Genomic DNA, 26,375 nt, shown 5'->3' on the forward strand with positions numbered 1-26,375 from the left:
TTGATTAAAAATTCAGAATAATAGTTCAATGATAGCATAGGGAAAGTTGTTTATGCAAATTCCTATGCAAGAATCGTGAGGTGGAAATAAAGAAGAGTTATTGTAAACGCTTTCTTTTTAAGGTATTAAAAAACCATCGCTCAATTTAAGCGATGGTTCGTTTTGTATATTTATTCAGAAAGAAGCTTTGAAAATGCGTTGTCCACTGCTTCTAATGTTACCTTGATATCTTCTTCTGTATGAGCTGTAGTCAAGAACCAGGCTTCATATTTGGAAGGGGCCAGGTTAATGCCCTGGTGAAGCATCAGTTTGAAGAATTTCGCAAACATTTCCCCGTCCGTCGCTTCCGCCTGTTCATAGTTCTCAACTTTCACATCCGTGAAGTAGACAGTCAGTGCACCTTTCAAGCGGTTGATGGTGATTGGGATATTGTGCTTCTCAGCAGATTTCAGGATGCCTTCTTCAAGCAGTTTTCCAAGGTGATCAAGATGCTCGTAGACTCCTTCTTGCTTGAGGACTTCCAGGCAGGCAATACCGGAAAGGATGGATGCAGGGTTTCCGGCCATCGTTCCAGCTTGGTAGGCAGGTCCTAGCGGTGCCACTTTTTCCATGATTTCAGCACGTCCACCGTAAGCTCCAATCGGGAGGCCGCCTCCGATGATTTTCCCCATCGCAGTCAGGTCAGGCTTTACATTCAGCAAGTCCTGCGCCCCGCCGTACATAAAGCGGAAAGCGGTGATGACTTCATCATAAATGACCAGTGCGCCTGCTTCGTGTGTCAGTTCATTCACAGCCTCTAAGAAACCTGGCTTAGGTTCAACAATCCCGAAATTCCCTACGATCGGTTCTACAAGAACAGCTGCGATTTCGCTGCCCCATTTTGCCAATGCTTCTTTAAACGGTTCGATGTCATTGAAAGGAACGGTGATGACCTCTTTTGCGATGCTTTTTGGCACACCGGCGGAATCAGGTGTTCCAAGGGTTGATGGGCCGGAGCCTGCAGCTACAAGGACGAGGTCTGAATGTCCGTGGTAGCAGCCGGCAAACTTGATGATTTTGTCGCGGCCGGTATATGCGCGCGCTACGCGGATCGTCGTCATGACTGCTTCTGTACCGGAGTTGACAAACCGTACTTTATCCATCGCCGGCATTGCTTCTTTCAGCATGGCTGCAAATTTTACTTCGTGAGGCGTCGGTGTGCCGTAAAGGACCCCGTTTTCCGCCGCTTTTTTGATGGCTTCTGTAATGTGCGGGTGCGCATGTCCCGTGATGATCGGTCCATAGGCAGCCAAGTAATCGATGTAGCGATTTCCGTCCACATCCCAGAAGTACGCCCCCTGGCCTCTTTCCATTGCAACAGGTGAACCGCCCCCAACGGCTTTATACGAGCGGGAAGGGCTGTTGACGCCGCCGACGATATGTTCTAATGCTTCTTTATGTAAATGTTCTGATTTACTGAAATCCATTTAAATCCTCCTTAATGGTTTGGGCCTGAAAAACAGGCTGGATGGCATCCAATCATGAAGCTTTTCCTTCATAAATGTACATCCTACATTGTAGTACGCCGATTCTGATTGCGCAATTAGAATAGCGAAACATTCTGGAGGTAGTCCGCGAATGAATGTGGTACACTATGTGATGGCATCAAGAAGGAAGGAGCGTTAAAGAGATGGATAACGCAATTGTTGTAGAGAATCTCCGTAAAGAATTCAAGGCTTATTCAAGCCGTTCAGGACTTAGCGGGGCATTCCGCGATCTATTCACGCGGAACTATAAGATCGTCCCCGCCGTCAATGATATAAGCTTTACTGTGAAAAAAGGAGAAATGGTCGGCTACATCGGGGAGAATGGAGCGGGAAAATCGACCACGATCAAGATGCTTACAGGGATCTTGACTCCGACATCAGGCGCAGTGGAAGTGAACGGGATGAATCCCCATAAAGACAGGGAAAAGTTCGTCAATACGATCGGTGTCGTATTCGGCCAGCGTTCCCAGCTTTGGTGGGATATCGCTGTGCAGGAATCATTCCGCCTTTTGAAAAAGGTATACAAAGTATCGGATGAACAGTATGACGAGCATATGAGCCATGTCATCGAGACGCTCGAGATCGGACCGCTTTTGGACAAGCCCGTCCGTAAATTATCCCTCGGGCAAAGGATGCGCTGTGAATTGGCTGCAGCCCTCATCCATAATCCTCCGCTATTGTTTTTGGATGAACCGACGATCGGCCTCGATGTACTGGTGAAATTGAAAATCAGGCAGTTCCTTAAGGAAATCAATGAGAAATTCAACACGACGATCCTCCTCACAACCCATGACCTGTCAGACATCGAGGCGCTTTGCGACAGAGTGGTCATGCTTGATGAAGGGCAGATCATCTATGATGGCGCCCTCAATCATCTAAAGCAGAGCTGGGGAGATAAAAAGGAAGTGGAGTTTCAGTTCCTTGAGCAAATTGATGAAGAAGAGCTTGTGTTCCTCACTCAAAATTTGGAGGCTGTCTGGGATATCGACCGCAGACTTCATAAATACATCGCGACGGTAGACGCTGACGATCAAAAGATATCAGAGCTCATCGCCTCCGTTGTATCGAGGTTCAAGATCAAGGATATCAAGATCCAGGAAACCTCAACGGAAGAAATCATCCGAAACATCTATGAAAAAGGCTTCGTTTGAAAGGAGGATGAATCATGGGAAAATATATGGAAATGATTCGTATCCGCTTTTTGATGATGCTGGCATATCGGACCAACTATTATAGCGGCATCCTGATCTACAGCATCAACATTGGGGCCTACTACTTCCTTTGGCAGGCGATTTATGGAGGGAAGCAGGATATTGAAGGACTCTCTGTCATCCAAATGACCACTTATATAGCGGTTGCCTGGATGGCGCGGGCTTTTTATTTCAATAATATCGACCGTGAAATCGCACAGGAGATCAAAGAAGGAAAGGTTGCGGTGGAGCTCATCCGCCCTTACAGCTATCTGGGAATGAAAACGATGCAGGGGCTTGGTGAAGGTATCTTCCGACTGTTGTTTTTCTCCATTCCAGGTATGGTAATAGTGTCGTTGATATTCAGGCTGCACGTAGCATTTGATCCGTCTGTGTGGTCATGGTTCGGAATATCCATTGTCCTCAGCTTCATCATCAACACCCAGATCAACCTGTTGACTGGAATGACGACTTTTTTCTTATTTAATAACGATGGCTTGATCCGTGCCAAACGGGTGGTCATCGATTTATTTTCCGGGCTGCTGCTTCCAATCAATTTCTTTCCGATGTGGGCACAGACGGTCATGAAGTATTTGCCGTTTCAAGGCATCAGCTATGTGCCGAGCATGATTTTCACAGAGGGATTCAAAGGGAACGAAATGATCCAGGCGATCCTCCTGCAAGTAGCGTGGACCGTCATTTTGCTCATCCCGATTGGAGTCCTGTGGAAGCTGGCAAAAAAACAAATGATTATTCAAGGAGGGTGACAGCATGTTTTATTTGAAGATGTTTTTTCAATACGTCGCCCAATATATAAAAGTAAGGCTGCAGTACCGAACAGATTTATTGGTTGAATTTTTATCGGATTTATTATTCCAAGGTGTGAACCTCGTCTTTATCCTGATTGTCTTTGGCCATACAAAGCTCTTGAGCGGCTGGAGCCAATATGAAATCATCTTTATCTACGGTTTCTTTTTAGTGCCGTTTGCCATTTTCTCATCCTTCTTCAATATTTGGGATTTCAATGACCGCTATATCGTGAAAGGCGAGATGGACAGGATTTTGACTAGGCCAATCCACAGTCTGTTTCAAATCATCCTGGAGAGGATCGAATTGGAGTCGCTTCTCGGAGTGGTGACGGGGATTGCGGTCATGCTATATTCCGGGGATAAATTGGGGATCAGCCTTCATTGGTATGATCCGTTTCTATTCATCTTGTTTGCCATTGGCGGAGCGCTTGTTTATGGAGGGATCTTCATTATCATGGCAGCCATCGGTTTCTGGTCTGATGCGAAGACCTCGATCATGCCGATGATGTACAATATCGGGAACTACGGACGGTATCCGGTGAACATCTACAACACCGTCATCCGTTTTGTGCTGACATGGATCCTGCCATTTGCGTTTGTCGGCGTCTATCCGGCCTCTTATTTCTTAGGAAAAGAAGAATGGTACGGATATGCGTTCCTGACGCCGGTGATCGGCATTTTATTTATCACCTTATCTGTACTCCTTTGGAATAAAGGCGTCAAACGCTACCGGGGAGCAGGGAACTGATTTGTTTTGAAAGCTTGGACATTTGTCCAGGCTTTTTTTCATAGAATGTGATGAGTAGTCTTTGGGGGTGGAGGAATGCTGGAGGTATTTATGGGGGCGGTGGTCATCTGCATGATGGTCAGCATCAGGAATCTATTTTTGCCCTCGAAGATGAAGCAGCGGCACGTTTCGCTGGAAAACTTTCTTTTCATTAGTTTAATCTATCTGACGCTTATGATTGGCTTCGGTTTATTATATATGGCTCTTGAATTGCAGGGGGTCCGCGTCCTGGCAGATAATTCAGGGGTTGCCGTTGATTCGTTTTTGAATAAATTCATGACCTATGTGTATTTCAGCGGCATGACATTGTTTTCCGTTGGCTATGGAGATGTCATCCCGGTTGAAGCTGGGCGGGTGCTGGTCATATTGGAGGCGCTGATCGGCTATACAATCCCTGCCGCTTTTGTAGTGAGGACGGTATTGGATATCGAAAAGCCAGCTTAACACCTTGAAATTTGTTTTCTTCTCCCAATTTGGATAGGCTATTGGTAGAAGCTTTATTAATGGGAGGAAACAAACATGACTGTAGAAATTGGACAACTGGCACCTGACTTTGAATTGACCGCAAGCAATGGGGAAAAAGTGAAATTATCGGATTACCGCGGGAAGAAGAATGTCGTCCTATATTTTTATCCAAAGGACATGACACCGGGATGTACAACGGAAGCGTGCGATTTCCGCGATCAGTACGAAAGTTTTTCAGGCCTTGATACCGTCATCCTTGGTGTAAGCCCGGATCCGATCGATAAACATCAAAAATTCGTGGAAAAGCATTCGCTGCCATTTTTGCTGCTGGTCGACGAGGATCACAAAGTGGCGGAAGACTATGGTGTATGGCAGCTGAAAAAGAACTTCGGCAAGGAATACATGGGAATCGTGAGGTCCACGTTCATCATCGGAAAAGACGGACAGCTTGCAAAAGAGTGGCGCCAGGTCAAAGTGAAGGACCACGTAGCAGAAGCGCTTCAATTCATCAAAGATCATATGTAAAAAAACTTATAAAAATGGGAGAAAAACCATGCCTATTTTAATGGAGTTGTGGCGTTTGTCCATGCATTTTCTGCAAACGAACATACTTTATACTAGGGCATACCTCCTCAGATAGTCATACGTTAAGAGCCGATGAACTCGGCTCTCTTTTTTTGCCTGAAGAGTGTTTCTGATGTGGACTATTCAGCTGATATGATAAAATAGTCAGAAATAGAGATAGTCCAGGATTGGGGGATTTTTAGATGAATGTGCTGTTTACTTTTTCTCCCCCGGAGGAATTGTTGAAACCGCTTAAACAAATGGGGGATGATTTGAACCTTCAAATTCTTTCTTCTATTGATGAAGAAAATGGACTCCTTTCTGATGCTGAAGTCATCGTCACTTATGGAGAGGATTTGACTGAGGGACACATCAAGAATGCGCAAAATGTGAAATGGATCATGGTTGTCTCAGCGGGACTGGAGAAAATGCCGTTAGACGCAATTGCTGAACGGGGCATCCTTTTGACAAATGCAAAGGGAATCCATAAGAAACCGATGACGGAATTCACCATCGGCCTGATGCTACAATATGTGAAGCAGCTTGGTGCGTTTCGGGACCAGCAGCGTGAAGGCATCTGGCAGCCTGATCTGAAAATGGGAGAGCTGTCGGGGAAAAATCTGATGATTGTCGGAGCGGGAGCAATCGGATCCGAGATAGCGAAAGCAGCAAACTTCTTTGGAATGACTGTTTACGGTGTAAATTCAACCGGTAAGCAGATGAAGGAATATAAGGTTATGTACACAATGGAATCGTTCAAAGATGTACTTCCCGATATGGACTTTATCATCAACATATTGCCGAGCACCGATAAAACGAAATATCTTTATCAAAAAGAGCATTTCACGGCCATGAAAGAGTCGGCCGTCTTTATCAATATCGGAAGAGGGGATGCTGTTTCTGAGGAAGTATTGATTGAAGCTCTGGAGGAAGAACAGATCGCCCACGCCTTTGTGGATGTATTTGAAATAGAACCGCTGCCTGAGGACCATCCGTTTTGGAAAATGAAAAACCTGACGCTCACTCCGCACGTTTCGAGCCATTCCGATGACTACTTGCCGAGGGCATTTGAAATATTCAAGCATAATCTTCATACATATATCAATAATAAAAACAACTTTATGAACGTAGTAGATCCAAAGAGGGGGTATTAGAAATGAAAATCTATACGAAAACAGGGGATAAAGGAACGACTTCATTAGTATATGGACAGCGTGTATCAAAAAGCGACATGAGAGTCGAAGCGTACGGGACTTGTGATGAAGCCAATTCCATGATCGGTTTGGCATTAAGCTACGTGAAAAAGGAATACTTCGAGGGCAAGGAAGAGTTGGAAAATGCCTTTCATCGGATCCAGACGGCTCTTTTTCATGTAGGGGCAGAACTTGCCACTCCTTCTGGAAAAGAAGTGAAATGGAAAGTGGAAGAAGGGGACATATCCTTCTTGGAAGGGTTAATTGATAAATGGGAGGAGTCGTTGGAGCCTCTTAAAAACTTTATCCTGCCAGGAGGACATCCAGCAGGTGCCGCCCTTCATACGGCGAGAACCATTGCAAGGAGAGCTGAGAGGAATGCAGTCGCAATCGGCGAGGAAGTGAATCCACTCGTTCTTTCCTACTTAAACCGACTATCTGATTTGCTGTTTGTGGCAGCCAGATATATCAATGGACAGCTTGGAGAAATCGAGGAAACCCTTCACGCAGACAGACGGGGATAATTGACAGAAACATACTTTTCTTAGTAAACTATTTATAAAGATTTTAATTTAAGAATGAATTCTTATTAAGAAAGAGGTGCATGACCGTGTCCCAAGATCAGCTTACAGAAGCATTGGATACCTTAAAACAAACAGGGGTGCGAATCACGCCTCAACGTCATGCGATACTTGAATATTTAATTAGCTCGATGTCACACCCGACGGCCGATGATATCTACAAGGCGCTCGAAGGGAAATTCCCAAACATGAGTGTGGCGACTGTATATAATAATTTGCGAGTATTTCGTGAGGTTGGCCTGGTCAAAGAATTGACTTACGGGGATTCTTCCAGCCGTTTCGATTTCGTTACCACCGACCATTACCATGTCATTTGCGAGTCCTGCGGCAAAATCGTGGATTTCCATTACCCTGGATTGGATGAAGTCGAACATCTGGCTTCACACGTCACTGGCTTTAAAGTTGGTGCACACCGGATGGAGATATACGGCACATGTCCGGACTGCAGCAAAAAAGACGCACATTAATTCAAACGCCCTTCTATAATGGAGGGCTTATTTTTTTGTTTTATAATAAAAGCCCCTTCAGCGAAAGCAGAACGTATCTCGCTGAAGGGGCTTTTCTGATGGTGCCGTATTAACCTTTTTTGTTGTAGTTTTCATCAAATTCCTTGCCTTCGAGGTTCTTATCCAATGTAAGCGGCTCTCGGCAGTGCATGCACATATCGACCCGTCCCAACAGTTTCGTCGGCTTTCCGCAATTCGGACAGACCACTTGGACCGCTTTCGTGGAAAGCATCCCGATCCAGAAATAAACCACCGTGCTTGCGATGATCGACAAAAGGCCGAGGATCATGAAGATGGTCATGACGATTGGATGGGTGCGGAAGAAGATGCCTATGTACATAATAATGAAACCGATGAAAATCAAACTTAGCGCAAATGTGCGGATTTTATTTATTTTATTCGAGTATTTAGCCATCATTTGTCCCTCCTAGAAAATTACTATATCACACTTTTCTTACAAATAAGTAGGAATCTTTGACAAGGCAGTGTCGAAAATTGTCTTTTAAATCAGCAGGAAATTTATTATGATTGTCGAAGTAGTATCCTAAAATGCTAGTTATATGGAGGAGTTAGTTTATGGAGGATATCCTTCGCCCCATTTATCAAGAACGGGCAAGCCAACAAAATACATTAGGGATTTTAAGGATAGAAAAGAGACTTCACGCAAGTCCTATTACAGATACATTTGATACAGTCCTGCTTGTCATTGTTAAAGAAGCGGACCAGTCAGTATTTATTAAACATTATACTTACCAAGATCAAAAAGCCGCCCTTCACATCGTCACGGAAGAGCAGCTTAAAGAGTGGATCCTATTAGGAAGCAACCGAAAAATCGTTGACTGGCTCTTTAATGGAAAAATTCTCTTCGACAGAAACGAATATGTCGATGGCTTGAAAATGGAGCTCCGTGATTTCCCGTTCTATGGAAGGAAAATCAAAATGGGAATGGAATTCGCGAAATTAATCAGAAGGTACACAGATGGAAAAGCATTCTTTGACAATCATCATTATCTAGATGCCTACAATCATATTGTCCACTCTCTTCATCATCTGGCGCGTCTGGCGGTCATCGAAAACGGATTTCATCCGGAAGTGACAGTGTGGAATCAAGTAAAGCAGATCGAACCGGAAATCTTTAAATTGTACGAAGAGTTGGTCACAAGCGATGAAACTATTGATAAAAGGCTCGAGCTTTTATTCTTAGCCAGCGAATTCCTCATTCATTCAAGGATGAAATCAGGCACTGCTCATTTAATAGAGGTTCTTGAAATGAAAGAATCATGGAGCATCAATGATCTGATGCACCATGAAGAACTGAAGCACTACTCTGTTGATTTAGCTATTTTGCTTGAGTATCTGGCAGATAAGAACTGTGTGTCTGTAGAGAATGTGGAGACGAAGGGGCAGGGTATCTTCCATAGGTATTATTCTGTTCCGAAAAAATTATCTTAAAATATCATTTTTAGTGTTGACTTTATTTTATAAGGCTGATATATTTATAAGCGTCGCTGCTGAACAACTCATTTAGCAGCGGCGAAGAAAAATAAAAGTTTTAAAAAAAGTGTTGACATGAAAGTCAGCATTTGATAAGATAATAAAGTCGCTTCTGAGAGACGAAAGCGAAATTGATCTTTGAAAACTGAACAAAACAAAACGCCAACGTTAAATTTTAAGTTTTAAAAATCGAGCTAATCAAGCTTGAAACATTGTGGCTTTCAGCCAACAATTTTTCGGAGAGTTTGATCCTGGCTCAGGACGAACGCTGGCGGCGTGCCTAATACATGCAAGTCGAGCGGATTGATGGGAGCTTGCTCCCTGATATCAGCGGCGGACGGGTGAGTAACACGTGGGCAACCTGCCTGTAAGACTGGGATAACTCCGGGAAACCGGGGCTAATACCGGATAATTCCTTCCTTCTCCTGGAGGAAGGTTGAAAGATGGTTTCGGCTATCACTTACAGATGGGCCCGCGGCGCATTAGCTAGTTGGTGAGGTAACGGCTCACCAAGGCCACGATGCGTAGCCGACCTGAGAGGGTGATCGGCCACACTGGGACTGAGACACGGCCCAGACTCCTACGGGAGGCAGCAGTAGGGAATCTTCCGCAATGGACGAAAGTCTGACGGAGCAACGCCGCGTGAGTGAAGAAGGTTTTCGGATCGTAAAACTCTGTTGTTAGGGAAGAACAAGTGCGAGAGTAACTGCTCGCACCTTGACGGTACCTAACCAGAAAGCCACGGCTAACTACGTGCCAGCAGCCGCGGTAATACGTAGGTGGCAAGCGTTGTCCGGAATTATTGGGCGTAAAGCGCGCGCAGGCGGTTCCTTAAGTCTGATGTGAAAGCCCACGGCTCAACCGTGGAGGGTCATTGGAAACTGGGGAACTTGAGTGCAGAAGAGAAGAGCGGAATTCCACGTGTAGCGGTGAAATGCGTAGAGATGTGGAGGAACACCAGTGGCGAAGGCGGCTCTTTGGTCTGTAACTGACGCTGAGGCGCGAAAGCGTGGGGAGCAAACAGGATTAGATACCCTGGTAGTCCACGCCGTAAACGATGAGTGCTAAGTGTTAGAGGGTTTCCGCCCTTTAGTGCTGCAGCTAACGCATTAAGCACTCCGCCTGGGGAGTACGGCCGCAAGGCTGAAACTCAAAGGAATTGACGGGGGCCCGCACAAGCGGTGGAGCATGTGGTTTAATTCGAAGCAACGCGAAGAACCTTACCAGGTCTTGACATCCTCTGACAACCCTAGAGATAGGGCGTTCCCCTTCGGGGGACAGAGTGACAGGTGGTGCATGGTTGTCGTCAGCTCGTGTCGTGAGATGTTGGGTTAAGTCCCGCAACGAGCGCAACCCTTGACCTTAGTTGCCAGCATTCAGTTGGGCACTCTAAGGTGACTGCCGGTGACAAACCGGAGGAAGGTGGGGATGACGTCAAATCATCATGCCCCTTATGACCTGGGCTACACACGTGCTACAATGGACGGTACAAAGGGCTGCAAAACTGCAAAGTCGAGCCAATCCCATAAAACCGTTCTCAGTTCGGATTGCAGGCTGCAACTCGCCTGCATGAAGCTGGAATCGCTAGTAATCGCGGATCAGCATGCCGCGGTGAATACGTTCCCGGGCCTTGTACACACCGCCCGTCACACCACGAGAGTTTGTAACACCCGAAGTCGGTGGGGTAACCTTTATGGAGCCAGCCGCCTAAGGTGGGACAGATGATTGGGGTGAAGTCGTAACAAGGTAGCCGTATCGGAAGGTGCGGCTGGATCACCTCCTTTCTAAGGATATTTACAAGATGTTGACCGTTTCTGTTTTGTTCAGTTTTGATAGATCAATTCTATCAAACAAATAGAGAGATCAATCTTCAGCATGGCTGGATGGTTGGTCGACTTGTTCTTTGAAAACTAGATAAAGTAAGTAAGTGACATAAACCGAGAATCGCCACTTTAGAATTTTTTTGGTGAATGACTTTCAGTCATACGCAAATCAAACCTGACAATGTAAATTGTCAAATAGGTTAAGTTAGAAAGGGCGCACGGTGGATGCCTTGGCACTAGGAGCCGATGAAGGACGGGACTAACACCGATATGCTTCGGGGAGCTGTAAGTAAGCTTTGATCCGGAGATTTCCGAATGGGGGAACCCACTGTTCGTAATGGAACAGTATCTTTACCTGAATACATAGGGTATGGAAGGCAGACCCGGGGAACTGAAACATCTTAGTACCCGGAGGAAGAGAAAGCAAACGCGATTCCCTGAGTAGCGGCGAGCGAAACGGGACATAGCCCAAACCAAGAGGCTTGCCTCTTGGGGTTGTAGGACACTCTATACGGAGTTACAAAGGAACGAAGTAAACGAAGAGATCTGGAAAGGTCCATCAGAGAAGGTAAAAATCCTGTAGTTGAAACTTCGTTCCCTCCAGAGTGGATCCTGAGTACGGCGGGACACGTGAAATCCCGTCGGAAGCTGGGAGGACCATCTCCCAAGGCTAAATACTCCCTAGTGACCGATAGTGAACCAGTACCGTGAGGGAAAGGTGAAAAGCACCCCGGAAGGGGAGTGAAAGAGATCCTGAAACCGTGTGCCTACAAGTAGTCAGAGCCCGTTAATGGGTGATGGCGTGCCTTTTGTAGAATGAACCGGCGAGTTACGATTACATGCAAGGTTAAGCTGATGAGGCGGAGCCGCAGCGAAAGCGAGTCTGAATAGGGCGTTTTGAGTATGTGGTCGTAGACCCGAAACCAGGTGATCTACCCATGTCCAGGGTGAAGTCCAGGTAACACTGGATGGAGGCCCGAACCCACGCACGTTGAAAAGTGCGGGGATGAGGTGTGGGTAGCGGAGAAATTCCAATCGAACCTGGAGATAGCTGGTTCTCTCCGAAATAGCTTTAGGGCTAGCCTCAACGGAAGAGTCTTGGAGGTAGAGCACTGTTTGGACTAGGGGCCCTCATCGGGTTACCGAATTCAGACAAACTCCGAATGCCAAAGACTTATCGTTGGGAGTCAGACTGCGAGTGATAAGATCCGTAGTCGAAAGGGAAACAGCCCAGACCACCAGCTAAGGTCCCCAAGTATACGTTAAGTGGAAAAGGATGTGGAGTTGCTTAGACAACCAGGATGTTGGCTTAGAAGCAGCCACCATTTAAAGAGTGCGTAATAGCTCACTGGTCGAGTGACTCTGCGCCGAAAATGTACCGGGGCTAAACGTATCACCGAAGCTGTGGATTGACACCGTTGGTGTCAGTGGTAGGAGAGCGTTCTAAGGGCGTTGAAGCTAGACCGTAAGGACTGGTGGAGCGCTTAGAAGTGAGAATGCCGGTATGAGTAGCGAAAGATGGGTGAGAATCCCATCCACCGAATGCCTAAGGTTTCCTGAGGAAGGCTCGTCCGCTCAGGGTTAGTCGGGACCTAAGCCGAGGCCGAAAGGCGTAGGCGATGGATAACAGGTTGATATTCCTGTACCACCTCTTGATCGTTTGAGCAATGGGGGGACGCAGAAGGATAGGGTAAGCGCGCTGTTGGATATGCGCGTCTAAGCAGCAAGGCTGATGATGAGGCAAATCCTTGTCATCATAAGGCTGAGCTGTGACAGCGAGGGAAATTTAGTACCGAAGTTCCTGATTTCACACTGCCTAGAAAAGCCTCTAGCAAGATCAATGGTGCCCGTACCGCAAACCGACACAGGTAGGCGAGGAGAGAATCCTAAGGTGAGCGAGAGAACTCTCGTTAAGGAACTCGGCAAAATGACCCCGTAACTTCGGGAGAAGGGGTGCTCTGGTAGGGTGCAAGCCCGAGAGAGCCGCAGTGAATAGGCCCAGGCGACTGTTTAGCAAAAACACAGGTCTCTGCGAAGCCGCAAGGCGAAGTATAGGGGCTGACGCCTGCCCGGTGCTGGAAGGTTAAGGAGAGGGGTTAGCGCAAGCGAAGCTCTGAACCGAAGCCCCAGTAAACGGCGGCCGTAACTATAACGGTCCTAAGGTAGCGAAATTCCTTGTCGGGTAAGTTCCGACCCGCACGAAAGGCGTAACGATCTGGGCACTGTCTCAACGAGAGACTCGGTGAAATTATAGTACCTGTGAAGATGCAGGTTACCCGCGACAGGACGGAAAGACCCCGTGGAGCTTTACTGTAGCCTGATATTGAATTTTGGTACAGCTTGTACAGGATAGGTAGGAGCCGTTGAAACCGGAGCGCCAGCTTCGGTGGAGGCATCGGTGGGATACTACTCTGGCTGTATTGAAATTCTAACCCACGCCCCTTATCGGGGCGGGAGACAGTGTCAGGTGGGCAGTTTGACTGGGGCGGTCGCCTCCTAAAAGGTAACGGAGGCGCCCAAAGGTTCCCTCAGAATGGTTGGAAATCATTCGTAGAGTGTAAAGGCACAAGGGAGCTTGACTGCGAGACCTACAAGTCGAGCAGGGACGAAAGTCGGGCTTAGTGATCCGGTGGTTCCGCATGGAAGGGCCATCGCTCAACGGATAAAAGCTACCCCGGGGATAACAGGCTTATCTCCCCCAAGAGTCCACATCGACGGGGAGGTTTGGCACCTCGATGTCGGCTCATCGCATCCTGGGGCTGTAGTCGGTCCCAAGGGTTGGGCTGTTCGCCCATTAAAGCGGTACGCGAGCTGGGTTCAGAACGTCGTGAGACAGTTCGGTCCCTATCCGTCGTGGGCGCAGGAAATTTGAGAGGAGCTGTCCTTAGTACGAGAGGACCGGGATGGACGCACCGCTGGTGTACCAGTTGTCTTGCCAAAGGCATCGCTGGGTAGCTATGTGCGGAAGGGATAAGTGCTGAAAGCATCTAAGCATGAAGCCCCCCTCAAGATGAGATTTCCCATAGCGTCAAGCTAGTAAGATCCCTGAAAGATGATCAGGTTGATAGGTCCGAGGTGGAAGCACGGCGACGTGTGCAGCTGACGGATACTAATCGATCGAGGACTTAACCACATTTGGTTGATTCCGGTTTAACAGTCACTTACACTTTATCTAGTTTTGAGAGAATAATTTTTTTAAAAATTTCTCTTGAAAAAAGTCAGCAAGCATTATACAATAATACTTGTCCTTTAAAAGGTCCGGTGATTAAGGCGAAGAGGTCACACCCGTTCCCATACCGAACACGGAAGTTAAGCTCTTCAGCGCCAATGGTAGTTGGGGGTTTCCCCCTGCAAGAGTAGGACGTCGCCGGGCTTGTATGATTCCGCAGTAGCTCAGTGGTAGAGCTATCGGCTGTTAACCGATCGGTCGCAGGTTCGAGTCCTGCCTGCGGAGCCATAATATGGAGAGCTGTCCGAGAGGTCGAAGGAGCACGATTGGAAATCGTGTAGACGGTCAACGCTGTCTCAAGGGTTCGAATCCCTTGCTCTCCGCCATAACATATTGGCCCGTTGGTCAAGCGGTTAAGACACCGCCCTTTCACGGCGGTAACACGGGTTCGAATCCCGTACGGGTCACCATAGTTTTTACACTTAAGTAAAAACAACATTTGATACATAACGGAGGATTAGCTCAGCTGGGAGAGCACCTGCCTTACAAGCAGGGGGTCGGCGGTTCGATCCCGTCATCCTCCACCATAGATTTTTTCCGCAGCGATGCGAAGGGAAACAATCAAATATTATTGTCGCGGGGTGGAGCACGTTCGAATAATCTTCGAAGGTATTACATCAGCGCACCGACTGAACAGCAGCTTGAATAAGCCTATTGAAGTCGGGGTGGTCTTAACTAAAATAATTGCGTAGGATCACACATGATATACTTCTTATTGTCGCGGGGTGGAGCAGTCTGGTAGCTCGTCGGGCTCATAACCCGAAGGTCGCAGGTTCAAATCCTGTCCCCGCAATTGCTTCAAATTAATGAAAGTTATTTTGCTAAAGCAAAAAACTTTGGTCTGGTAGTTCAGTTGGTTAGAATGCCTGCCTGTCACGCAGGAGGTCGCGGGTTCGAGTCCCGTCCAGACCGCCATTTGGCTTGGTAGCTCAGTCGGTAGAGCAATGGACTGAAAATCCATGTGTCGGCGGTTCGATTCCGTCCCAAGCCACCATTTTTAAAACTTACTTGCCGGTGTAGCTCAACTGGTAGAGCAACTGACTTGTAATCAGTAGGTTGGGGGTTCAAGTCCTCTCGCCGGCACCATGCAGGTTCAGCAATTTCATAGTGGAGGGGTAGCGAAGTGGCTAAACGCGGCGGACTGTAAATCCGCTCCTTCGGGTTCGGCAGTTCGAATCTGCCCCCCTCCACCATTCATATAGGGGCATAGTTTAACGGTAGAACAGAGGTCTCCAAAACCTCCGGTGTGGGTTCGATTCCTACTGCCCCTGCCAATTAAATAATTATAATGGCGGTTGTGGCGAAGTGGTTAACGCATCGGATTGTGGCTCCGACACTCGTGGGTTCGATTCCCATCAATCGCCCCATTTTTATTAGCACATTTGTGCAACATACAGCATATATTATTATTGGGCTATAGCCAAGCGGTAAGGCATCGCACTTTGACTGCGACATGCGTTGGTTCGAATCCAGCTAGCCCAGCTTGCGGAAGTAGTTCAGTGGTAGAACACCACCTTGCCAAGGTGGGGGTCGCGGGTTCGAATCCCGTCTTCCGCTCCAATTGAATGGCGCCATAGCCAAGTGGTAAGGCAGAGGTCTGCAAAACCTTTATCACCGGTTCAAATCCGGTTGGCGCCTCCATAAGAACTTGCCGGTGTGGCGGAATTGGCAGACGCGCACGACTCAAAATCGTGTTCCTCTGGAGTGCCGGTTCGACCCCGGCCACCGGTATCATGGAAAACACTCTTGATTACTCAAGAGTGTTTTTTATTTTTGGTATGATTAATTGATTTTGAAGGTAGTTTAGTTCTTATAGGATTCAATATGACATGAGATCATTCTTTAATTTTCACAGGAGAACTCTTGACGATTTTTATTATTTTATGATAATATAATTCTTGTCTGACCAACACATTTCTTATTATGCCGGTGTGGCGGAATTGGCAGACGCGCACGACTCAAAATCGTGTTCCTTCGGGAGTGCCGGTTCGACCCCGGCCACCGGTATCAAACAGTGCTATAGAATGAAGGTTCCAACTTAATGTTGGAGCCTTTTTTCTTTGTATTTTTACACGACAAAAATAAACCAAGATCGTATGCATCAAAAAGTAAAAACGAAGGAATAGATTCATTATTCATGATTTGGAAATAATCCTAAATCTTGACATATTTTGCGTGTTTGTTACCATGAAATTCTAGGAGGAATGAAAATGAAAAAACTTTTAGCATCAGTATTGGTGGTAGGAATTGCAACAACAGCTTGGTTTGGTTTTCATAAAGATTCTGATGTGAAAGCTGAATCTAATCCAGTAAGTCAGCAACCAGTCCTACATGGAGCGAGTCAAGAAGATCTTGCAGATAATGGAATTTTATATGATGGTATACACAACTCAGCTATTTTCTTGATTTCAGTATCCAAACATATCACTCAGCCTTCGGACTTTGACAACAACAAAGAAAATTTAGCCACCATTCTTTCTTATGAAAAGGTAGCAATTAATTTGTCTGTTGAGAAAAATGCAGACAGCAAAATTAGATTTACTCTTAAAGACGCTTTGAAAACTAGCCAAGAAGCTATTGATAAAAAGGATCCAGCTCTTCTTTCAAAAGCAGCTACTATTCTTGAAAAGTTGGATGTTAATTACAGCAGTCAATAATTCGGAGGTAGTCGTATGGAAGACATTAAAAAGTTTACTGCAGATGAAGTTCTGAACATTATAATAAATAAAATGGAGAATGAAGAAAGATGGAAGTTACTTAATGAACTGTATCATTTGCATTACGACAAAAGAAATCTTGTAAAAGCTGACATTGAACTGGATGATTAAAATTAATTTTTGGTTTCAGTTTACAAATTCATTTTGGCAGCTATAATACCTTCAATTACCCTTTGGAAGTTATATGATGGAACTATTTGTATGTGAGAATTCCAATTATGATTGGGGTTCTTTTTTAGAACCTAAAAAAAGGAAGCTCTAATAGTCCAGAGTTTCCCTTTTCGTATTGAATCAGTCTTCAATGGGGATTTCAGTTTTGATTCGACTTTCCTCCATAGTGACGCTTTTGACTTTATTGGAGATTTTTTTATCGATTTGGATGACAAATGACCTTGGGGAGGCATCTGCGGTACAGTCGCCGCCTTTGGTGGTCAGGGGGATGGTCAAAGTTTTATTGTCAGGGCTTTTCTTAATAAATTCAATCTTGGAAGGACAGCTTCCAGATTCTTCGACTCCGATGAAAATGGCATCGTTTTTCTTGAAGTCTATCGTGGGCGCTTTATCTTTAAAAGCGAAATGCTCCCATGTCTTCTCATAGTCCGTTTGGTTTTGAATTCTTTTTACTAAATACCAATAATATGGCGTTTCCTTTCTTTCGAATGCAGTTTCTCGAAAGTTGGAAGGCCAGGTTTTTTCACTTGCAATCAGTTTGAATGGAATGTGATTTTTATTTAATCCATTGCTGCAGCCAAAAATGAATAAGAATGATAATAGCATAGTTAAGCAGAATAATAATTTGCGACTTTTACTCATGGAATCACTCCTTTATGCTTTGACGAGTTATTTTTAAAAAAAGTTTCATTTGGAAGATGGGCTTGAGTGATTAATCTGATTCACATAAAATGGAAGTATTAAAAAGATGGGAGCTGAGATATGTTTTTAAAACAACGAAAGATACCGATTGAATTAGAGGTTTACAATTATCTAAAAGCAAGAACTAATTTTTCCGAGGACGAAAACAATTATTATGGAAATCTGGCAAAAGGATTTTTAGGCGAGGTGCAATTAGATGAATGGCTGCAGGAAGGTTCAATAAATTTGTTGATTTTATGTGATTTATTATTTGAAGTCAACCATACCACATTTCAGATTGATTCTCTTGGAATCTCCCAAAACAAAATCTATCTCTTTGAAATTAAAAATTATGAAGGTGATTTTTGCGTCGAAGGGGATCGGTGGAATACACTGAGTCATATCGAGATAAAAAATCCTGTTCTCCAATTAAAAAGAAGTGAATCATTGCTGCGTCAGCTTCTTAAAGACATTGGTGTTATGCTGCCCATTGAATCCTGCATTATCTTCATGAACCCGGAATTTCATTTATACAACTCCTCTCGAGAACTTCCCATCATTTTCCCCAGTCAGCTCAATCGATTTAAGAAAAAGCTTCATTCGCTTCCTCCCGTACCGAGTACCTCTCATCAAATTGCTCAAAAAATCGTTTCCCACCATATGAAGAAATCCAGATTTACAAGATTACCAGCTTATCAATTTGATCAGTTGAGAAAAGGAATTGTCTGCTGTAACTGTGGGTCTATTGCGACCAGGCTGGTCCATAAAAATGCATTAGGCTGTGATGATTGTCAAAGTAAAGAAGAAGTTGATGCTGCGGTGTTAAGAAGTGTACAGGAATTCAGGCTGCTTTTTCCTGAACGTATGATTACGACAACTGACATCTATGAATGGTGCAAGGTAATTGAATCGAAGAAGTGTATTCGCAGAATATTATCAAGCCACTTTCAGCTTATTGGAAAAGGAAAAGCGAGCAGTTATATTGAGAGGGTGCAAACAGAGGAATAGTGACCGATGTAGAATGCTCAGGCCATCCAAAGTCACGAAAGGGGAAGAAATATGCCCGTTTGAGGACGTTTTCCACACGAGAGGTCACGAAAGTAGATCAATGATGCCCTAGGGATCATACTCGCCCGATCCAAGGGCATGAATGAAGAAGAAAGTAGCCCGTGCGAGCAAGTTTCCCCACACCAAAGGTCACGAAAGCCCAAATAGATGCTGCAAATTATCTTCCACATTAAAGTATTTGCCGGTCTCCACTAGTTCACAGTTATCCCAACCTGTAAAATTCCCACAACCATATTGACACCCGTTTTAAAAATATGATATTAAATAAGTGGGATTAGCACTCTTCTTGATAGAGTGCTAAAATGAGATGAAGATTGTTATTCTGAAAGGGGATTTCTATGGAAAAGATGCAGTTTAAGGCAGAATCTAAAAGACTATTGGAAATGATGATCAACTCCATTTATTCGCAGAAGGAAATTTTTCTTAGAGAGTTGATTTCCAATTCGAGTGATGCGATCGATAAGATCTATTATAAGGCTTTGACAGATGAATCTCTCAGCTTCAATAAAGAGGACTACTACATAAAGGTGAGTGCCGATAAGGACAACCGTACACTTACGATCCGTGATACGGGGATCGGGATGACAAAGGACGAGCTTGAGGAGCATCTTGGGGTGATTGCAAAGAGCGGATCCCTGGCGTTCAAGTCTGAGAATGAAGCGAAGGATGGCCATGACATCATTGGACAATTCGGTGTGGGCTTCTATTCTGCGTTTATGGTGGCAGATGTCGTGACGGTAAGGACAAAGGCTCTTGGAAGCGGTGCGGCCTATGAGTGGAAATCTGAGGGCGCTGAAGGCTATACGATTGAGACGTGCGAGAAAGATGGAATCGGTACGGAAATCATTTTAACCATCAAAGAGAATACTGAAGATGAATCGTATGACGAGTACTTGGAAGAATACCGTTTAAAGGCAATCATCAAGAAATATTCAGATTTCATCCGCTATCCAATTAAAATGGATGTAACGGGAAGGCGCCCGAAAGAAGGCAGCGAGGATGAGTTTGAGGAGTATACCGAAGAACAGGTCATCAACAGCATGGTGCCGATTTGGCGGAAGAATAAGAATGAGTTGAAGGATGAGGACTACGAGAATTTCTATAATGAGAAGCGCTACGGGTTCGACAAGCCTTTGAAGCATATCCACATCAGCGTGGACGGGGCTGTCCGCTATAATGCAATCCTGTTCATTCCGGAGCAGATTCCATTCGACTACTACTCCAAAGAGTTCGAAAAAGGGCTTGAGCTGTATTCAAACGGTGTATTGATCATGGAGAAATGTGCGGACCTATTGCCTGACTACTTCAGCTTTGTGAAAGGGATGGTGGATTCAGAGGACCTGTCCCTGAACATTTCCCGTGAAATCCTTCAGCAGGATAAGCAGTTGAAGCTGATTGCGAAGAATATCAAAAATAAAATCAAAAACCAGCTGCAAGCAATGATGAAGGATGACCGCGAGAACTATGAGAAATTCTACAAGTCATTCGGCAGACAGTTGAAATTCGGTGTCTACAGCGATTTTGGCAGCCATAAGGATGATCTGAAGGACTTATTGATGTTCTACTCTTCCAAGGAGAAGAAAATGGTCTCTTTAGCTGAATATGTGTCAAGGATGCCTGAAGATCAAAAGTACATCTACTATGCATCCGGTGAATCCTACGAGCGGATCGAGAAGCTTCCGCAGACAGAGATGGTGGCAGATAAAGGGTATGAAATTCTCTACTTTACAGAGGATATCGATGAGTTTGCCATCAAGATGCTCATGAATTATGAGGAGAAAGAGTTTAAATCCGTTTCAAGTGGGGACCTTGGGCTTGATGCTGATGATAAAGAGAAGGATGAGAAAGAAGAGGCTCCGGAAAATAAGGAATTATTCGAGTCGATGAAAGAACTTCTTTCTGAAAAAGTAAAGGATGTCCGTGCATCGAAGCGTCTGAAATCCCATCCGGTCTGTTTGACAGCAGAAGGTGAATTGACAATCGAAATGGAGAAAATCCTTCGAGCTATGCCAGATGCCCAAAACCAACAGATCAAAGCAGACAAAGTGCTTGAAATCAATGTGAACCATGAGGTATTCAAGTCCTTGAAGGATGCATTTGAAAAAGATAAAGAGAAACTGTCATTGTATACAAATCTTTTATACAGCCAGGCTTTGCTGATCGAGGGGCTGCCGCTGCACGATCCGGTTGAATTCTCCAACGATATTTGCAAAGTGATGTTGTAACCGTGAAAAGAGACCGTCTTCGGATGGTCTCTTTTTATGTTTAAGGAGTTCGATATTTTGTAAAACGAAAAAAGTCAATTTTGTAGTATGATGGACTTGGAAAGGGGGTAAGCGCCATGATGTTAGTAGGCGGAAGTTTGCTTTCAGCCATCATTCTTTTTATCATACAAAAGCGAATGTTTGTCCACTATCAGGTCCAGACGGCCTCAGCTGCGTTTATTATGGCGATGGGCATCCTGCTGAATGAATTGTTCGATCGATTGGAAGCAGTTTCCCCAGTCATCAGCACTGCCGGCTGCTTCATTTTGACAGCTTCATGGTTTTATATTGCGATTGCTGTCCTCTCAACTGTCCGGAATCGGAAGTTTTACCGAAGCCATATGGAAGCTCCGTTGAATATCTTTGCGGCGGGCACCTGGATTGCATCGACCTCTGTGGTCCTGATGGCATTGCACCATCGCTTTCCACTCTATACAAAGGCATTTGAAGTCATGCAACTCCTGAATTGGCTATTATTGATCTTTTATCTGGCGGCAGCTATTTTTTATATGAAAAACTTCAGGGTCAATCGATTTTATACTGAAGCACACGGGATCATCCTGCTTATGACGGTCAGCATTCAATCCGTTGTCATCGCGAACAGCGCCTTTTTCCAAGAAGGCTGGATTCATTCCATTCAATCCGTTCTATATCTTTCCGGGACGGTGCTTTACTTGATCATATTTGTATTATTGCTAAACCGATACGTACGGTTGAAGAATTGGACCATCACTGAAGATTGGAAAAACACGAACTGCATCATCCATGGTGCGGTTTCCATTACAGGGGCAGCGGGAATTTTATCCGGTACAATCACAATGAAGTGGGCTGCAGCCTTATGGGTGGCGGCAGGGCTGTTGTTTACAGCAGTGGAAATCATTGAATGCATTCGAGCGGTCAAACGGGTGAAGAGGTATGGCTGGGGAAAAGGACTAGGCGTCTACCATGTCTCGCAATGGGCGAGGAATTTTACATTCGGCATGTTTCTGTTTTTTACGATGAAATTAAACGGACAGCTGGATGGATTCTTGCTTATAATCCATGACCTCATCGTCGAAGTGGGGCCATGGGTTGTCGGCGCACTATTCTTGATTGAGTGTCTGCTCTTTGTGAATCAAGCGATTGAACAATACAGTAAAACAAGCGATAAAGGTTTATCAGTATAATAAGTTAGATGCGAAAGATGTTGGTAAAAGTCGAATAATCCTATGTATCTAGTAAAAAAGAAAAGCAACTCCACTTTTTAAAGTTATTTTAAAAAATGGGTTGCTTTTTGTAAAAAATATTACTATAATAATAAATGTGTTAAGGAAAGCAACAAAACAATATATGCGGGTGTAGTTTAGTGGTAAAACCTCAGCCTTCCAAGCTGATGATGAGGGTTCGATTCCCTTCACCCGCTCCATACATAGTGTATTAACGCAGTGTTTCGTTTCAACAGAGAACGAAGCATTGCGTTTTATTTATGTTTCAGGAAAAAAAGCGGGGCATACCTGCTTTTCCAATGCTTTTGCCTGGCTCCAGCACCTGCCCCAGGGGTTTTATGCGCGAAAAATACCTGTCTATGAACGTGATGGCCTGCCTTATGCGTGAAATCAATATGCCTATTCGCCGGAAAATGGTTCTATGCGCCAAAATCCATCTCTTATGCGCCAGCGCCAAAATCCCGCAGTCTTTGCATTATCTAGCAGCGCCTTTCTCATTAACATTCCATGACTTTAAATGATGCTTCCCCGCCGTTGATTTGAGTGAACATATTCATCAAGGATTCCGTCAGTGACTGGCATTCCTCCATTGGCAGTGAAGGTCGAAGGAAAATGATCTGCACGGCATTCCTGGTACCTGGTACGACATTCGCTTTTTTGGAATCGACAAATGCGCTTCCGAACGGTCCGTCGTTATCCGAAACTAAAATCAGGTTCTCGAGTGAATTCATTCTTCCGTTCAGCCCTTCATATTCTTCTCCGGAGCGGCCAGTCCGAATCGTGATCTCACCATCTAATCTGTCTGCATCATACAATCCGATCGGCACCTGGTACTGCAGGGAGAAGAAATTATTCAGATCGGTTCCGGAGTTGATGGAAGGCAGGTAGTTCTGTTTCGCAATCCTTCTATATAATGCTTCAGCCGCATGGCGGTATCTATTCGGGTCCTTGCCGGCGCTTTTGAAAACCTGGCGCCATTCTTTTATTCCGGAAACCTCTGTGACAGGCTTTTCTTCCAGGTCAAAGAAGATGGATTCCTGAAACAGCTGCAAGCGGCCTTTCAGCATTTGCGGAGAATCCCCGACTTCAATTCCCCTATATTCAATCACCCCAACCTTAAAGCCGGGAATCTTTTGACAGAGATCTTTTTCTACAGTAAATTCCAACACTGCCACCTCCAAATTTCATTAAAAATAGTTTATCATAGAGAACGATTGGAAATCATTCATTCAAACCGGCTCGAATGAGCATCGGATATATATTAAATAAGGAAGGAGGAAAACTTATGGACTTTCAGCAGCTAAAAGAGGATATCATTTCCTATAGCAAGACAATCGGCATTGATAAAATCGGATTTACAACAGCATCGACATTTGATGAAATGAAGAATCGATTGAGAAGGCAGGAAGCACTCGGCTATCAATCTGGCTTTGAAGAGCCGGACATCGAAAAGCGGGTGCATCCCGACTTGATTTTTGACGGCCCGCAATCGATCATCTCCATCGCCCTTGCCTATCCATCGAAAATGAAGGACGCCCCCCAAAGTAAACGGGGGGAGCGCAGGGGGATTTTCTGCAGGGCATCATGGGGAACTGACTACCATGTCCTGTTAAGGGAAAAGCTTTCGATGCTTGAAGAATATATTCTTTCACGTGTTCCTGAGGCGCGGTTTAAGTCCATGGTAGATACCGGAGAGCTTGTCGACAGGGCCGTTGCAGAACGTGCAGGGATAGGCTGGAGCGGAAAGAACTGCGCCATCATCACGCCGGAATTCGGATCATATGTCTATCTTGGGGAAATGATTTGCAATCTTCCATTTGAACCGGACGAGCCGATGGAGGACCGCTGCGGCACATGCAATAAGTGCGTTGATGTCTGTCCGACGGGTGCCCTTGTGGAAGGCGGGCAGCTGGATGCCCAGAAATGCATCGCGTTTTTGACTCAGACAAAAGGATTCCTGCCTGATCAATACCGGACGAAAATCGGCAACAGACTTTACGGCTGCGACACATGCCAGACTGTCTGCCCTGAAAATAAAGGAAAGGATTTTCACCTGCATGCTGAAATGGAGCCGGATCCGGAAATCGCGAAGCCTCTTTTGAAGCCGCTCCTTTCCATAAGCAATAAGGAATTCAAAGAACGCTACGGACATGTATCCGGATCATGGAGAGGCAAGAAGCCGATTCAGCGAAACGCATTGCTTGCACTTGCCCATTTTAAAGATGAGACCGCCGTGCCTGATATTATCAATGTTCTTGAACATGACGTCCGTCCGGTCATGAGAGGAACTGCTGCGTGGGCTCTCGGTAAAATTGGCGGTGAGGAAGCAAAACTCGTATTGACGAAAGCTCGGGAACGCGAAAAAGATGCAGAGGTCATAGAAGAAATTGAAAAAGGATTGGCGTTTTTCAATTAAACATTTTATTTGTACTCATGAAAAAGAGAATCGCATATAAAAATTCAGTGTTTGAATTTGTCCAGCTCCAGCGCCCAGCCCCTCGAGTCATAAGCCGTACCTCTACGGAAATCAGGATTTCCTTCGAGTTCCGTCTTATGCTGGTCGGGGCTTTCAGGGCGCTTGCGCATTTCCTAGTTGTTATGCCCCATTTTCCGTCATATGAATGAAGGGAGGAGGGATCTTCATTGAAAGAACAATTACAAAGGCTTTTACAAAATAGAGTGGATGGCAGTGTAGCGGATCACAATGAAAGCAGCTGCACCAAAATAGAAAAAAAGAAGGAGCAGTGCAGCACCAGGTCGGCGGAAATCATTAAAACTAGCGGGACTGGAAGGCTGAAATCGAAGCAGGAGGATGGATACTACACGATTTTTCACTACGAAGTTCATATGCAATACTTGATCAAACAGAAAAGCTTGATCTATATGGAAGAAGAAATCGAACATCGGAGAGCGGTCTTTTATCAGGACCAGCTGATTGAAGATGAGGAGCTGGACTACCCGGTGGAAGAGGAGAATCCATTTCCGGTGATGGAAGAAGATGTGGAATATCGTGGAGGATACCAGTATGACCGTCTGAAAGCGGCGCAATATGCGGAGAAATGGTGGAACAGCTACAATCCTGCATACAAAAAGTTCGAAGTCGACTGCACTAATTTTATTTCGCAGTGTCTCCGTGCTGGAGGTGCGCCGATGAGGGGTTATCCTGGACGGGGCAAAGGCTGGTGGATGCAGAACAGCAATTGGAGCTACAGTTGGGCAGTCGCCAATTCCCTCCGCTGGTATTTGTCGTCTTCTTCAAGCGGACTGCGCGCCAAAAAAATGAGCGAGCCACAGGAACTGGATATCGGGGATGTCATCTGCTATGACTTTCAGGGAGATGGGCGATATGACCATAACACGATTGTGACCGGAAAGGATGCAAACGGGATGCCTCTCGTAAACGCCCATACGTACAACAGCCGCATGCGGTATTGGGCATATGAGGACTCGAGTGCCTATACGCCGAACATCCAGTACAGCTTCTTTAAAATTATGGATGATATGTAGGGGAGGAATGGCCTGTTGTAGAAAATCTTTTCTTTGATTGGTATAATGGCATGTAGAGTTTTGAATAATGAGGTGAAAGTTCATTGGGCATACATGTTGTATTATACCAGCCAGAGATTCCAGCCAATACAGGCAATATCGCACGTACATGTGCAGCTACAGGAACGACGCTCCATTTGATCCGTCCGCTCGGCTTTTCAACCGACGATAAAATGTTGAAGCGTGCAGGGCTTGATTATTGGGAGTTTGTCAAAATCGTCTACCATGATTCCCTTGACGATTTCTTCAATAGCAATCCTGATGGAGAATTCTTTTATTTGACCAAATTTGGCGAATTGGAGCATTCCTCCTTTGACTACAGCCAGCCTGAAAAGGATTACTTCTTCTTATTTGGGAAAGAAACGACCGGTCTTCCGAAGGATTTGATCGCAGAGAACAAAGACAAGGCTCTTCGCATCCCGATGAATGACCATGTCCGTTCTCTTAACCTTTCCAATACGGCTGCGATTCTCGTTTATGAGGCGCTCCGTCAACAAGGATATCCTGGCTTGAAATGAAAATGGGCTTCCAGAGCATCTTCTGGAGGCCTTTTTAT

At 45.3% G+C, this 26,375-nt stretch carries 21 protein-coding genes, 17 tRNA genes and 3 rRNA genes; 37 read left to right on the forward strand and 4 right to left on the reverse strand.

The window, feature by feature from the left end; translation table 11 throughout:
• Positions 1 to 170: 170 nt before the first annotated feature.
• A complete protein-coding gene (locus ABTV07_RS04975; RefSeq protein WP_433748247.1) occupies positions 171 to 1,466 on the reverse strand; it encodes a glutamate-1-semialdehyde 2,1-aminomutase in 1,296 nt (431 codons plus the stop codon).
• 203 nt (positions 1,467 to 1,669) lie between these two features.
• Here ABTV07_RS04975 and ABTV07_RS04980 point away from each other — a divergent pair, with 203 nt between their 5' ends.
• The 8 genes from ABTV07_RS04980 (at position 1,670) to perR (ending at position 7,582) form a co-directional block, all read left to right on the forward strand.
• The gene (locus ABTV07_RS04980; RefSeq protein WP_433748250.1) at positions 1,670 to 2,677 is read left to right on the forward strand and encodes an ABC transporter ATP-binding protein; all 1,008 of its coding nucleotides are present in this window, start codon (positions 1,670 to 1,672) and stop codon (positions 2,675 to 2,677) included.
• Positions 2,678 to 2,691: 14 nt separating this feature from the next.
• On the forward strand, positions 2,692 to 3,483 hold the full coding sequence (locus tag ABTV07_RS04985) for an ABC transporter permease (protein WP_433748253.1): 792 nt from the start codon (positions 2,692 to 2,694) through the stop codon (positions 3,481 to 3,483).
• A gap of 4 nt (positions 3,484 to 3,487) precedes the next feature.
• Positions 3,488 to 4,273: an ABC transporter permease gene (locus ABTV07_RS04990; protein WP_433748256.1), complete on the forward strand. Its 786-nt coding sequence runs from the start codon at positions 3,488 to 3,490 to the stop codon at positions 4,271 to 4,273.
• Between the two features lie 75 nt (positions 4,274 to 4,348).
• Entirely contained in the window at positions 4,349 to 4,756 is a 408-nt protein-coding gene (locus ABTV07_RS04995) for a potassium channel family protein (RefSeq protein ID WP_433748259.1), read from the forward strand.
• Between the two features lie 75 nt (positions 4,757 to 4,831).
• Positions 4,832 to 5,302, forward strand: a complete 471-nt coding sequence (bcp, locus tag ABTV07_RS05000) for a thioredoxin-dependent thiol peroxidase (RefSeq protein WP_433748262.1) — start codon at positions 4,832 to 4,834, stop codon at positions 5,300 to 5,302.
• 242 nt (positions 5,303 to 5,544) lie between these two features.
• Positions 5,545 to 6,495 carry a D-2-hydroxyacid dehydrogenase gene (locus ABTV07_RS05005; RefSeq protein ID WP_433748265.1) on the forward strand — a complete coding sequence of 317 codons (951 nt, stop codon included), beginning with the start codon at positions 5,545 to 5,547 and terminating at the stop codon, positions 6,493 to 6,495.
• Between the two features lie 2 nt (positions 6,496 to 6,497).
• Positions 6,498 to 7,058: a cob(I)yrinic acid a,c-diamide adenosyltransferase gene (locus tag ABTV07_RS05010; RefSeq protein ID WP_433748268.1), complete on the forward strand. Its 561-nt coding sequence runs from the start codon at positions 6,498 to 6,500 to the stop codon at positions 7,056 to 7,058.
• A gap of 80 nt (positions 7,059 to 7,138) precedes the next feature.
• Positions 7,139 to 7,582: a peroxide-responsive transcriptional repressor PerR gene (gene perR, locus ABTV07_RS05015; protein ID WP_433748271.1), complete on the forward strand. Its 444-nt coding sequence runs from the start codon at positions 7,139 to 7,141 to the stop codon at positions 7,580 to 7,582.
• A 109-nt stretch (positions 7,583 to 7,691) separates the two neighbouring features.
• Here the strand turns inward: perR and ABTV07_RS05020 are convergent, their stop codons facing one another.
• Positions 7,692 to 8,036 (reverse strand): YgzB family protein, encoded by a 345-nt coding sequence (locus ABTV07_RS05020; RefSeq protein WP_433748274.1) that lies wholly within the window; start codon positions 8,034 to 8,036, stop codon positions 7,692 to 7,694.
• 161 nt (positions 8,037 to 8,197) lie between these two features.
• On the opposite strand from ABTV07_RS05020, the gene ABTV07_RS05025 reads away from it, so the two are divergent.
• From ABTV07_RS05025 to ABTV07_RS05130, 22 genes are all read left to right on the forward strand, one after another.
• Positions 8,198 to 9,073, forward strand: a complete 876-nt coding sequence (locus ABTV07_RS05025) for a nucleotidyltransferase-like protein (protein ID WP_433748276.1) — start codon at positions 8,198 to 8,200, stop codon at positions 9,071 to 9,073.
• A 275-nt stretch (positions 9,074 to 9,348) separates the two neighbouring features.
• Positions 9,349 to 10,899: ribosomal RNA gene (locus ABTV07_RS05030) — 16S ribosomal RNA — on the forward strand.
• Between the two features lie 237 nt (positions 10,900 to 11,136).
• Positions 11,137 to 14,071 (forward strand): 23S ribosomal RNA (locus ABTV07_RS05035).
• Positions 14,072 to 14,195: 124 nt separating this feature from the next.
• Positions 14,196 to 14,311 (forward strand): 5S ribosomal RNA (gene rrf, locus ABTV07_RS05040).
• The 16S, 23S and 5S rRNA genes sit together here with 16 tRNA genes alongside, the layout of an rRNA operon.
• A 9-nt stretch (positions 14,312 to 14,320) precedes the next feature.
• A tRNA-Asn gene (locus ABTV07_RS05045) sits at positions 14,321 to 14,395 on the forward strand.
• Between the two features lie 6 nt (positions 14,396 to 14,401).
• A tRNA-Ser gene (locus ABTV07_RS05050) sits at positions 14,402 to 14,493 on the forward strand.
• Positions 14,494 to 14,502: 9 nt separating this feature from the next.
• A tRNA-Glu gene (locus tag ABTV07_RS05055) sits at positions 14,503 to 14,577 on the forward strand.
• A gap of 41 nt (positions 14,578 to 14,618) precedes the next feature.
• Positions 14,619 to 14,694 (forward strand) — tRNA-Val (locus tag ABTV07_RS05060).
• Between the two features lie 192 nt (positions 14,695 to 14,886).
• Positions 14,887 to 14,960 (forward strand) — tRNA-Met (locus ABTV07_RS05065).
• Between the two features lie 45 nt (positions 14,961 to 15,005).
• Positions 15,006 to 15,082: transfer RNA gene (locus ABTV07_RS05070), tRNA-Asp, on the forward strand.
• A gap of 3 nt (positions 15,083 to 15,085) precedes the next feature.
• A tRNA-Phe gene (locus ABTV07_RS05075) sits at positions 15,086 to 15,161 on the forward strand.
• Positions 15,162 to 15,177: 16 nt separating this feature from the next.
• Positions 15,178 to 15,253 (forward strand) — tRNA-Thr (locus tag ABTV07_RS05080).
• Between the two features lie 23 nt (positions 15,254 to 15,276).
• Positions 15,277 to 15,360: transfer RNA gene (locus ABTV07_RS05085), tRNA-Tyr, on the forward strand.
• A gap of 7 nt (positions 15,361 to 15,367) precedes the next feature.
• Positions 15,368 to 15,441 (forward strand) — tRNA-Trp (locus ABTV07_RS05090).
• Between the two features lie 17 nt (positions 15,442 to 15,458).
• A tRNA-His gene (locus ABTV07_RS05095) sits at positions 15,459 to 15,534 on the forward strand.
• A gap of 43 nt (positions 15,535 to 15,577) precedes the next feature.
• Positions 15,578 to 15,649: transfer RNA gene (locus ABTV07_RS05100), tRNA-Gln, on the forward strand.
• 3 nt (positions 15,650 to 15,652) lie between these two features.
• Positions 15,653 to 15,727, forward strand: a tRNA-Gly gene (locus tag ABTV07_RS05105).
• 7 nt (positions 15,728 to 15,734) lie between these two features.
• Positions 15,735 to 15,808: transfer RNA gene (locus ABTV07_RS05110), tRNA-Cys, on the forward strand.
• Between the two features lie 9 nt (positions 15,809 to 15,817).
• A tRNA-Leu gene (locus ABTV07_RS05115) sits at positions 15,818 to 15,898 on the forward strand.
• 194 nt (positions 15,899 to 16,092) lie between these two features.
• A tRNA-Leu gene (locus tag ABTV07_RS05120) sits at positions 16,093 to 16,174 on the forward strand.
• Between the two features lie 203 nt (positions 16,175 to 16,377).
• Positions 16,378 to 16,824, forward strand: a complete 447-nt coding sequence (locus ABTV07_RS05125; protein ID WP_433748279.1) for a hypothetical protein — start codon at positions 16,378 to 16,380, stop codon at positions 16,822 to 16,824.
• A gap of 15 nt (positions 16,825 to 16,839) precedes the next feature.
• Positions 16,840 to 16,995 carry a hypothetical protein gene (locus ABTV07_RS05130; RefSeq protein ID WP_433748281.1) on the forward strand — a complete coding sequence of 52 codons (156 nt, stop codon included), beginning with the start codon at positions 16,840 to 16,842 and terminating at the stop codon, positions 16,993 to 16,995.
• Positions 16,996 to 17,175: 180 nt separating this feature from the next.
• On the opposite strand, the gene ABTV07_RS05135 is transcribed toward ABTV07_RS05130, so the two are convergent.
• Positions 17,176 to 17,697 carry a hypothetical protein gene (locus tag ABTV07_RS05135; RefSeq protein WP_433748284.1) on the reverse strand — a complete coding sequence of 174 codons (522 nt, stop codon included), beginning with the start codon at positions 17,695 to 17,697 and terminating at the stop codon, positions 17,176 to 17,178.
• A gap of 120 nt (positions 17,698 to 17,817) precedes the next feature.
• On the opposite strand from ABTV07_RS05135, the gene ABTV07_RS05140 reads away from it, so the two are divergent.
• The 4 genes from ABTV07_RS05140 to ABTV07_RS05155 all read left to right on the forward strand — a co-directional run bounded on the left by ABTV07_RS05140 (position 17,818) and on the right by ABTV07_RS05155 (position 22,473).
• Positions 17,818 to 18,744, forward strand: a complete 927-nt coding sequence (locus ABTV07_RS05140; RefSeq protein ID WP_433748287.1) for a nuclease-related domain-containing protein — start codon at positions 17,818 to 17,820, stop codon at positions 18,742 to 18,744.
• Between the two features lie 398 nt (positions 18,745 to 19,142).
• Positions 19,143 to 21,029, forward strand: a complete 1,887-nt coding sequence (gene htpG / locus ABTV07_RS05145) for a molecular chaperone HtpG (RefSeq protein WP_433748290.1) — start codon at positions 19,143 to 19,145, stop codon at positions 21,027 to 21,029.
• Between the two features lie 116 nt (positions 21,030 to 21,145).
• Positions 21,146 to 22,234, forward strand: a complete 1,089-nt coding sequence (locus ABTV07_RS05150; protein WP_433748292.1) for a hypothetical protein — start codon at positions 21,146 to 21,148, stop codon at positions 22,232 to 22,234.
• Between the two features lie 165 nt (positions 22,235 to 22,399).
• Positions 22,400 to 22,473: transfer RNA gene (locus ABTV07_RS05155), tRNA-Gly, on the forward strand.
• 297 nt (positions 22,474 to 22,770) lie between these two features.
• On the opposite strand, the gene ABTV07_RS05160 is transcribed toward ABTV07_RS05155, so the two are convergent.
• The gene (locus tag ABTV07_RS05160; RefSeq protein WP_433748295.1) at positions 22,771 to 23,439 is read right to left on the reverse strand and encodes a B3/B4 domain-containing protein; all 669 of its coding nucleotides are present in this window, start codon (positions 23,437 to 23,439) and stop codon (positions 22,771 to 22,773) included.
• A gap of 119 nt (positions 23,440 to 23,558) precedes the next feature.
• Here ABTV07_RS05160 and queG point away from each other — a divergent pair, with 119 nt between their 5' ends.
• The 3 genes from queG (at position 23,559) to trmL (ending at position 26,337) form a co-directional block, all read left to right on the forward strand.
• Complete coding sequence (queG, locus tag ABTV07_RS05165; protein ID WP_433748298.1) at positions 23,559 to 24,689, forward strand: tRNA epoxyqueuosine(34) reductase QueG; 1,131 nt, start codon at positions 23,559 to 23,561, stop codon at positions 24,687 to 24,689.
• A gap of 227 nt (positions 24,690 to 24,916) precedes the next feature.
• Positions 24,917 to 25,780, forward strand: coding sequence for an amidase domain-containing protein (locus ABTV07_RS05170; RefSeq protein ID WP_433748301.1), 864 nt, complete (start codon positions 24,917 to 24,919; stop codon positions 25,778 to 25,780).
• Positions 25,781 to 25,863: 83 nt separating this feature from the next.
• A complete protein-coding gene (trmL, locus tag ABTV07_RS05175; protein ID WP_433748303.1) occupies positions 25,864 to 26,337 on the forward strand; it encodes a tRNA (uridine(34)/cytosine(34)/5-carboxymethylaminomethyluridine(34)-2'-O)-methyltransferase TrmL in 474 nt (157 codons plus the stop codon).
• Positions 26,338 to 26,375 lie beyond the last annotated feature (38 nt).

Origin of the sequence: Falsibacillus pallidus, from assembly GCF_050990905.1 — a bacterium.
GTDB classification, from domain to species: domain Bacteria; phylum Bacillota; class Bacilli; order Bacillales; family DSM-25281; genus Falsibacillus; species Falsibacillus pallidus_A.

What these genes read in the sequence shown, in the direction of transcription:
- ABTV07_RS04975 (WP_433748247.1), bottom strand. Translation starts at nt 1,466, where the DNA reads ATGGATTTCAGTAAATCAGAACATTTACATAAAGAAGCATTAGAACAT.
- ABTV07_RS04980 (WP_433748250.1), top strand. Translation starts at nt 1,670, where the DNA reads ATGGATAACGCAATTGTTGTAGAGAATCTCCGTAAAGAATTCAAGGCT.
- ABTV07_RS04985 (WP_433748253.1), top strand. Translation starts at nt 2,692, where the DNA reads ATGGGAAAATATATGGAAATGATTCGTATCCGCTTTTTGATGATGCTG.
- ABTV07_RS04990 (WP_433748256.1), top strand. Translation starts at nt 3,488, where the DNA reads ATGTTTTATTTGAAGATGTTTTTTCAATACGTCGCCCAATATATAAAA.
- ABTV07_RS04995 (WP_433748259.1), top strand. Translation starts at nt 4,349, where the DNA reads ATGCTGGAGGTATTTATGGGGGCGGTGGTCATCTGCATGATGGTCAGC.
- bcp (WP_433748262.1), top strand. Translation starts at nt 4,832, where the DNA reads ATGACTGTAGAAATTGGACAACTGGCACCTGACTTTGAATTGACCGCA.
- ABTV07_RS05005 (WP_433748265.1), top strand. Translation starts at nt 5,545, where the DNA reads ATGAATGTGCTGTTTACTTTTTCTCCCCCGGAGGAATTGTTGAAACCG.
- ABTV07_RS05010 (WP_433748268.1), top strand. Translation starts at nt 6,498, where the DNA reads ATGAAAATCTATACGAAAACAGGGGATAAAGGAACGACTTCATTAGTA.
- perR (WP_433748271.1), top strand. Translation starts at nt 7,139, where the DNA reads ATGACCGTGTCCCAAGATCAGCTTACAGAAGCATTGGATACCTTAAAA.
- ABTV07_RS05020 (WP_433748274.1), bottom strand. Translation starts at nt 8,036, where the DNA reads ATGGCTAAATACTCGAATAAAATAAATAAAATCCGCACATTTGCGCTA.
- ABTV07_RS05025 (WP_433748276.1), top strand. Translation starts at nt 8,198, where the DNA reads ATGGAGGATATCCTTCGCCCCATTTATCAAGAACGGGCAAGCCAACAA.
- ABTV07_RS05125 (WP_433748279.1), top strand. Translation starts at nt 16,378, where the DNA reads ATGAAAAAACTTTTAGCATCAGTATTGGTGGTAGGAATTGCAACAACA.
- ABTV07_RS05130 (WP_433748281.1), top strand. Translation starts at nt 16,840, where the DNA reads ATGGAAGACATTAAAAAGTTTACTGCAGATGAAGTTCTGAACATTATA.
- ABTV07_RS05135 (WP_433748284.1), bottom strand. Translation starts at nt 17,697, where the DNA reads ATGAGTAAAAGTCGCAAATTATTATTCTGCTTAACTATGCTATTATCA.
- ABTV07_RS05140 (WP_433748287.1), top strand. Translation starts at nt 17,818, where the DNA reads ATGTTTTTAAAACAACGAAAGATACCGATTGAATTAGAGGTTTACAAT.
- htpG (WP_433748290.1), top strand. Translation starts at nt 19,143, where the DNA reads ATGGAAAAGATGCAGTTTAAGGCAGAATCTAAAAGACTATTGGAAATG.
- ABTV07_RS05150 (WP_433748292.1), top strand. Translation starts at nt 21,146, where the DNA reads ATGATGTTAGTAGGCGGAAGTTTGCTTTCAGCCATCATTCTTTTTATC.
- queG (WP_433748298.1), top strand. Translation starts at nt 23,559, where the DNA reads ATGGACTTTCAGCAGCTAAAAGAGGATATCATTTCCTATAGCAAGACA.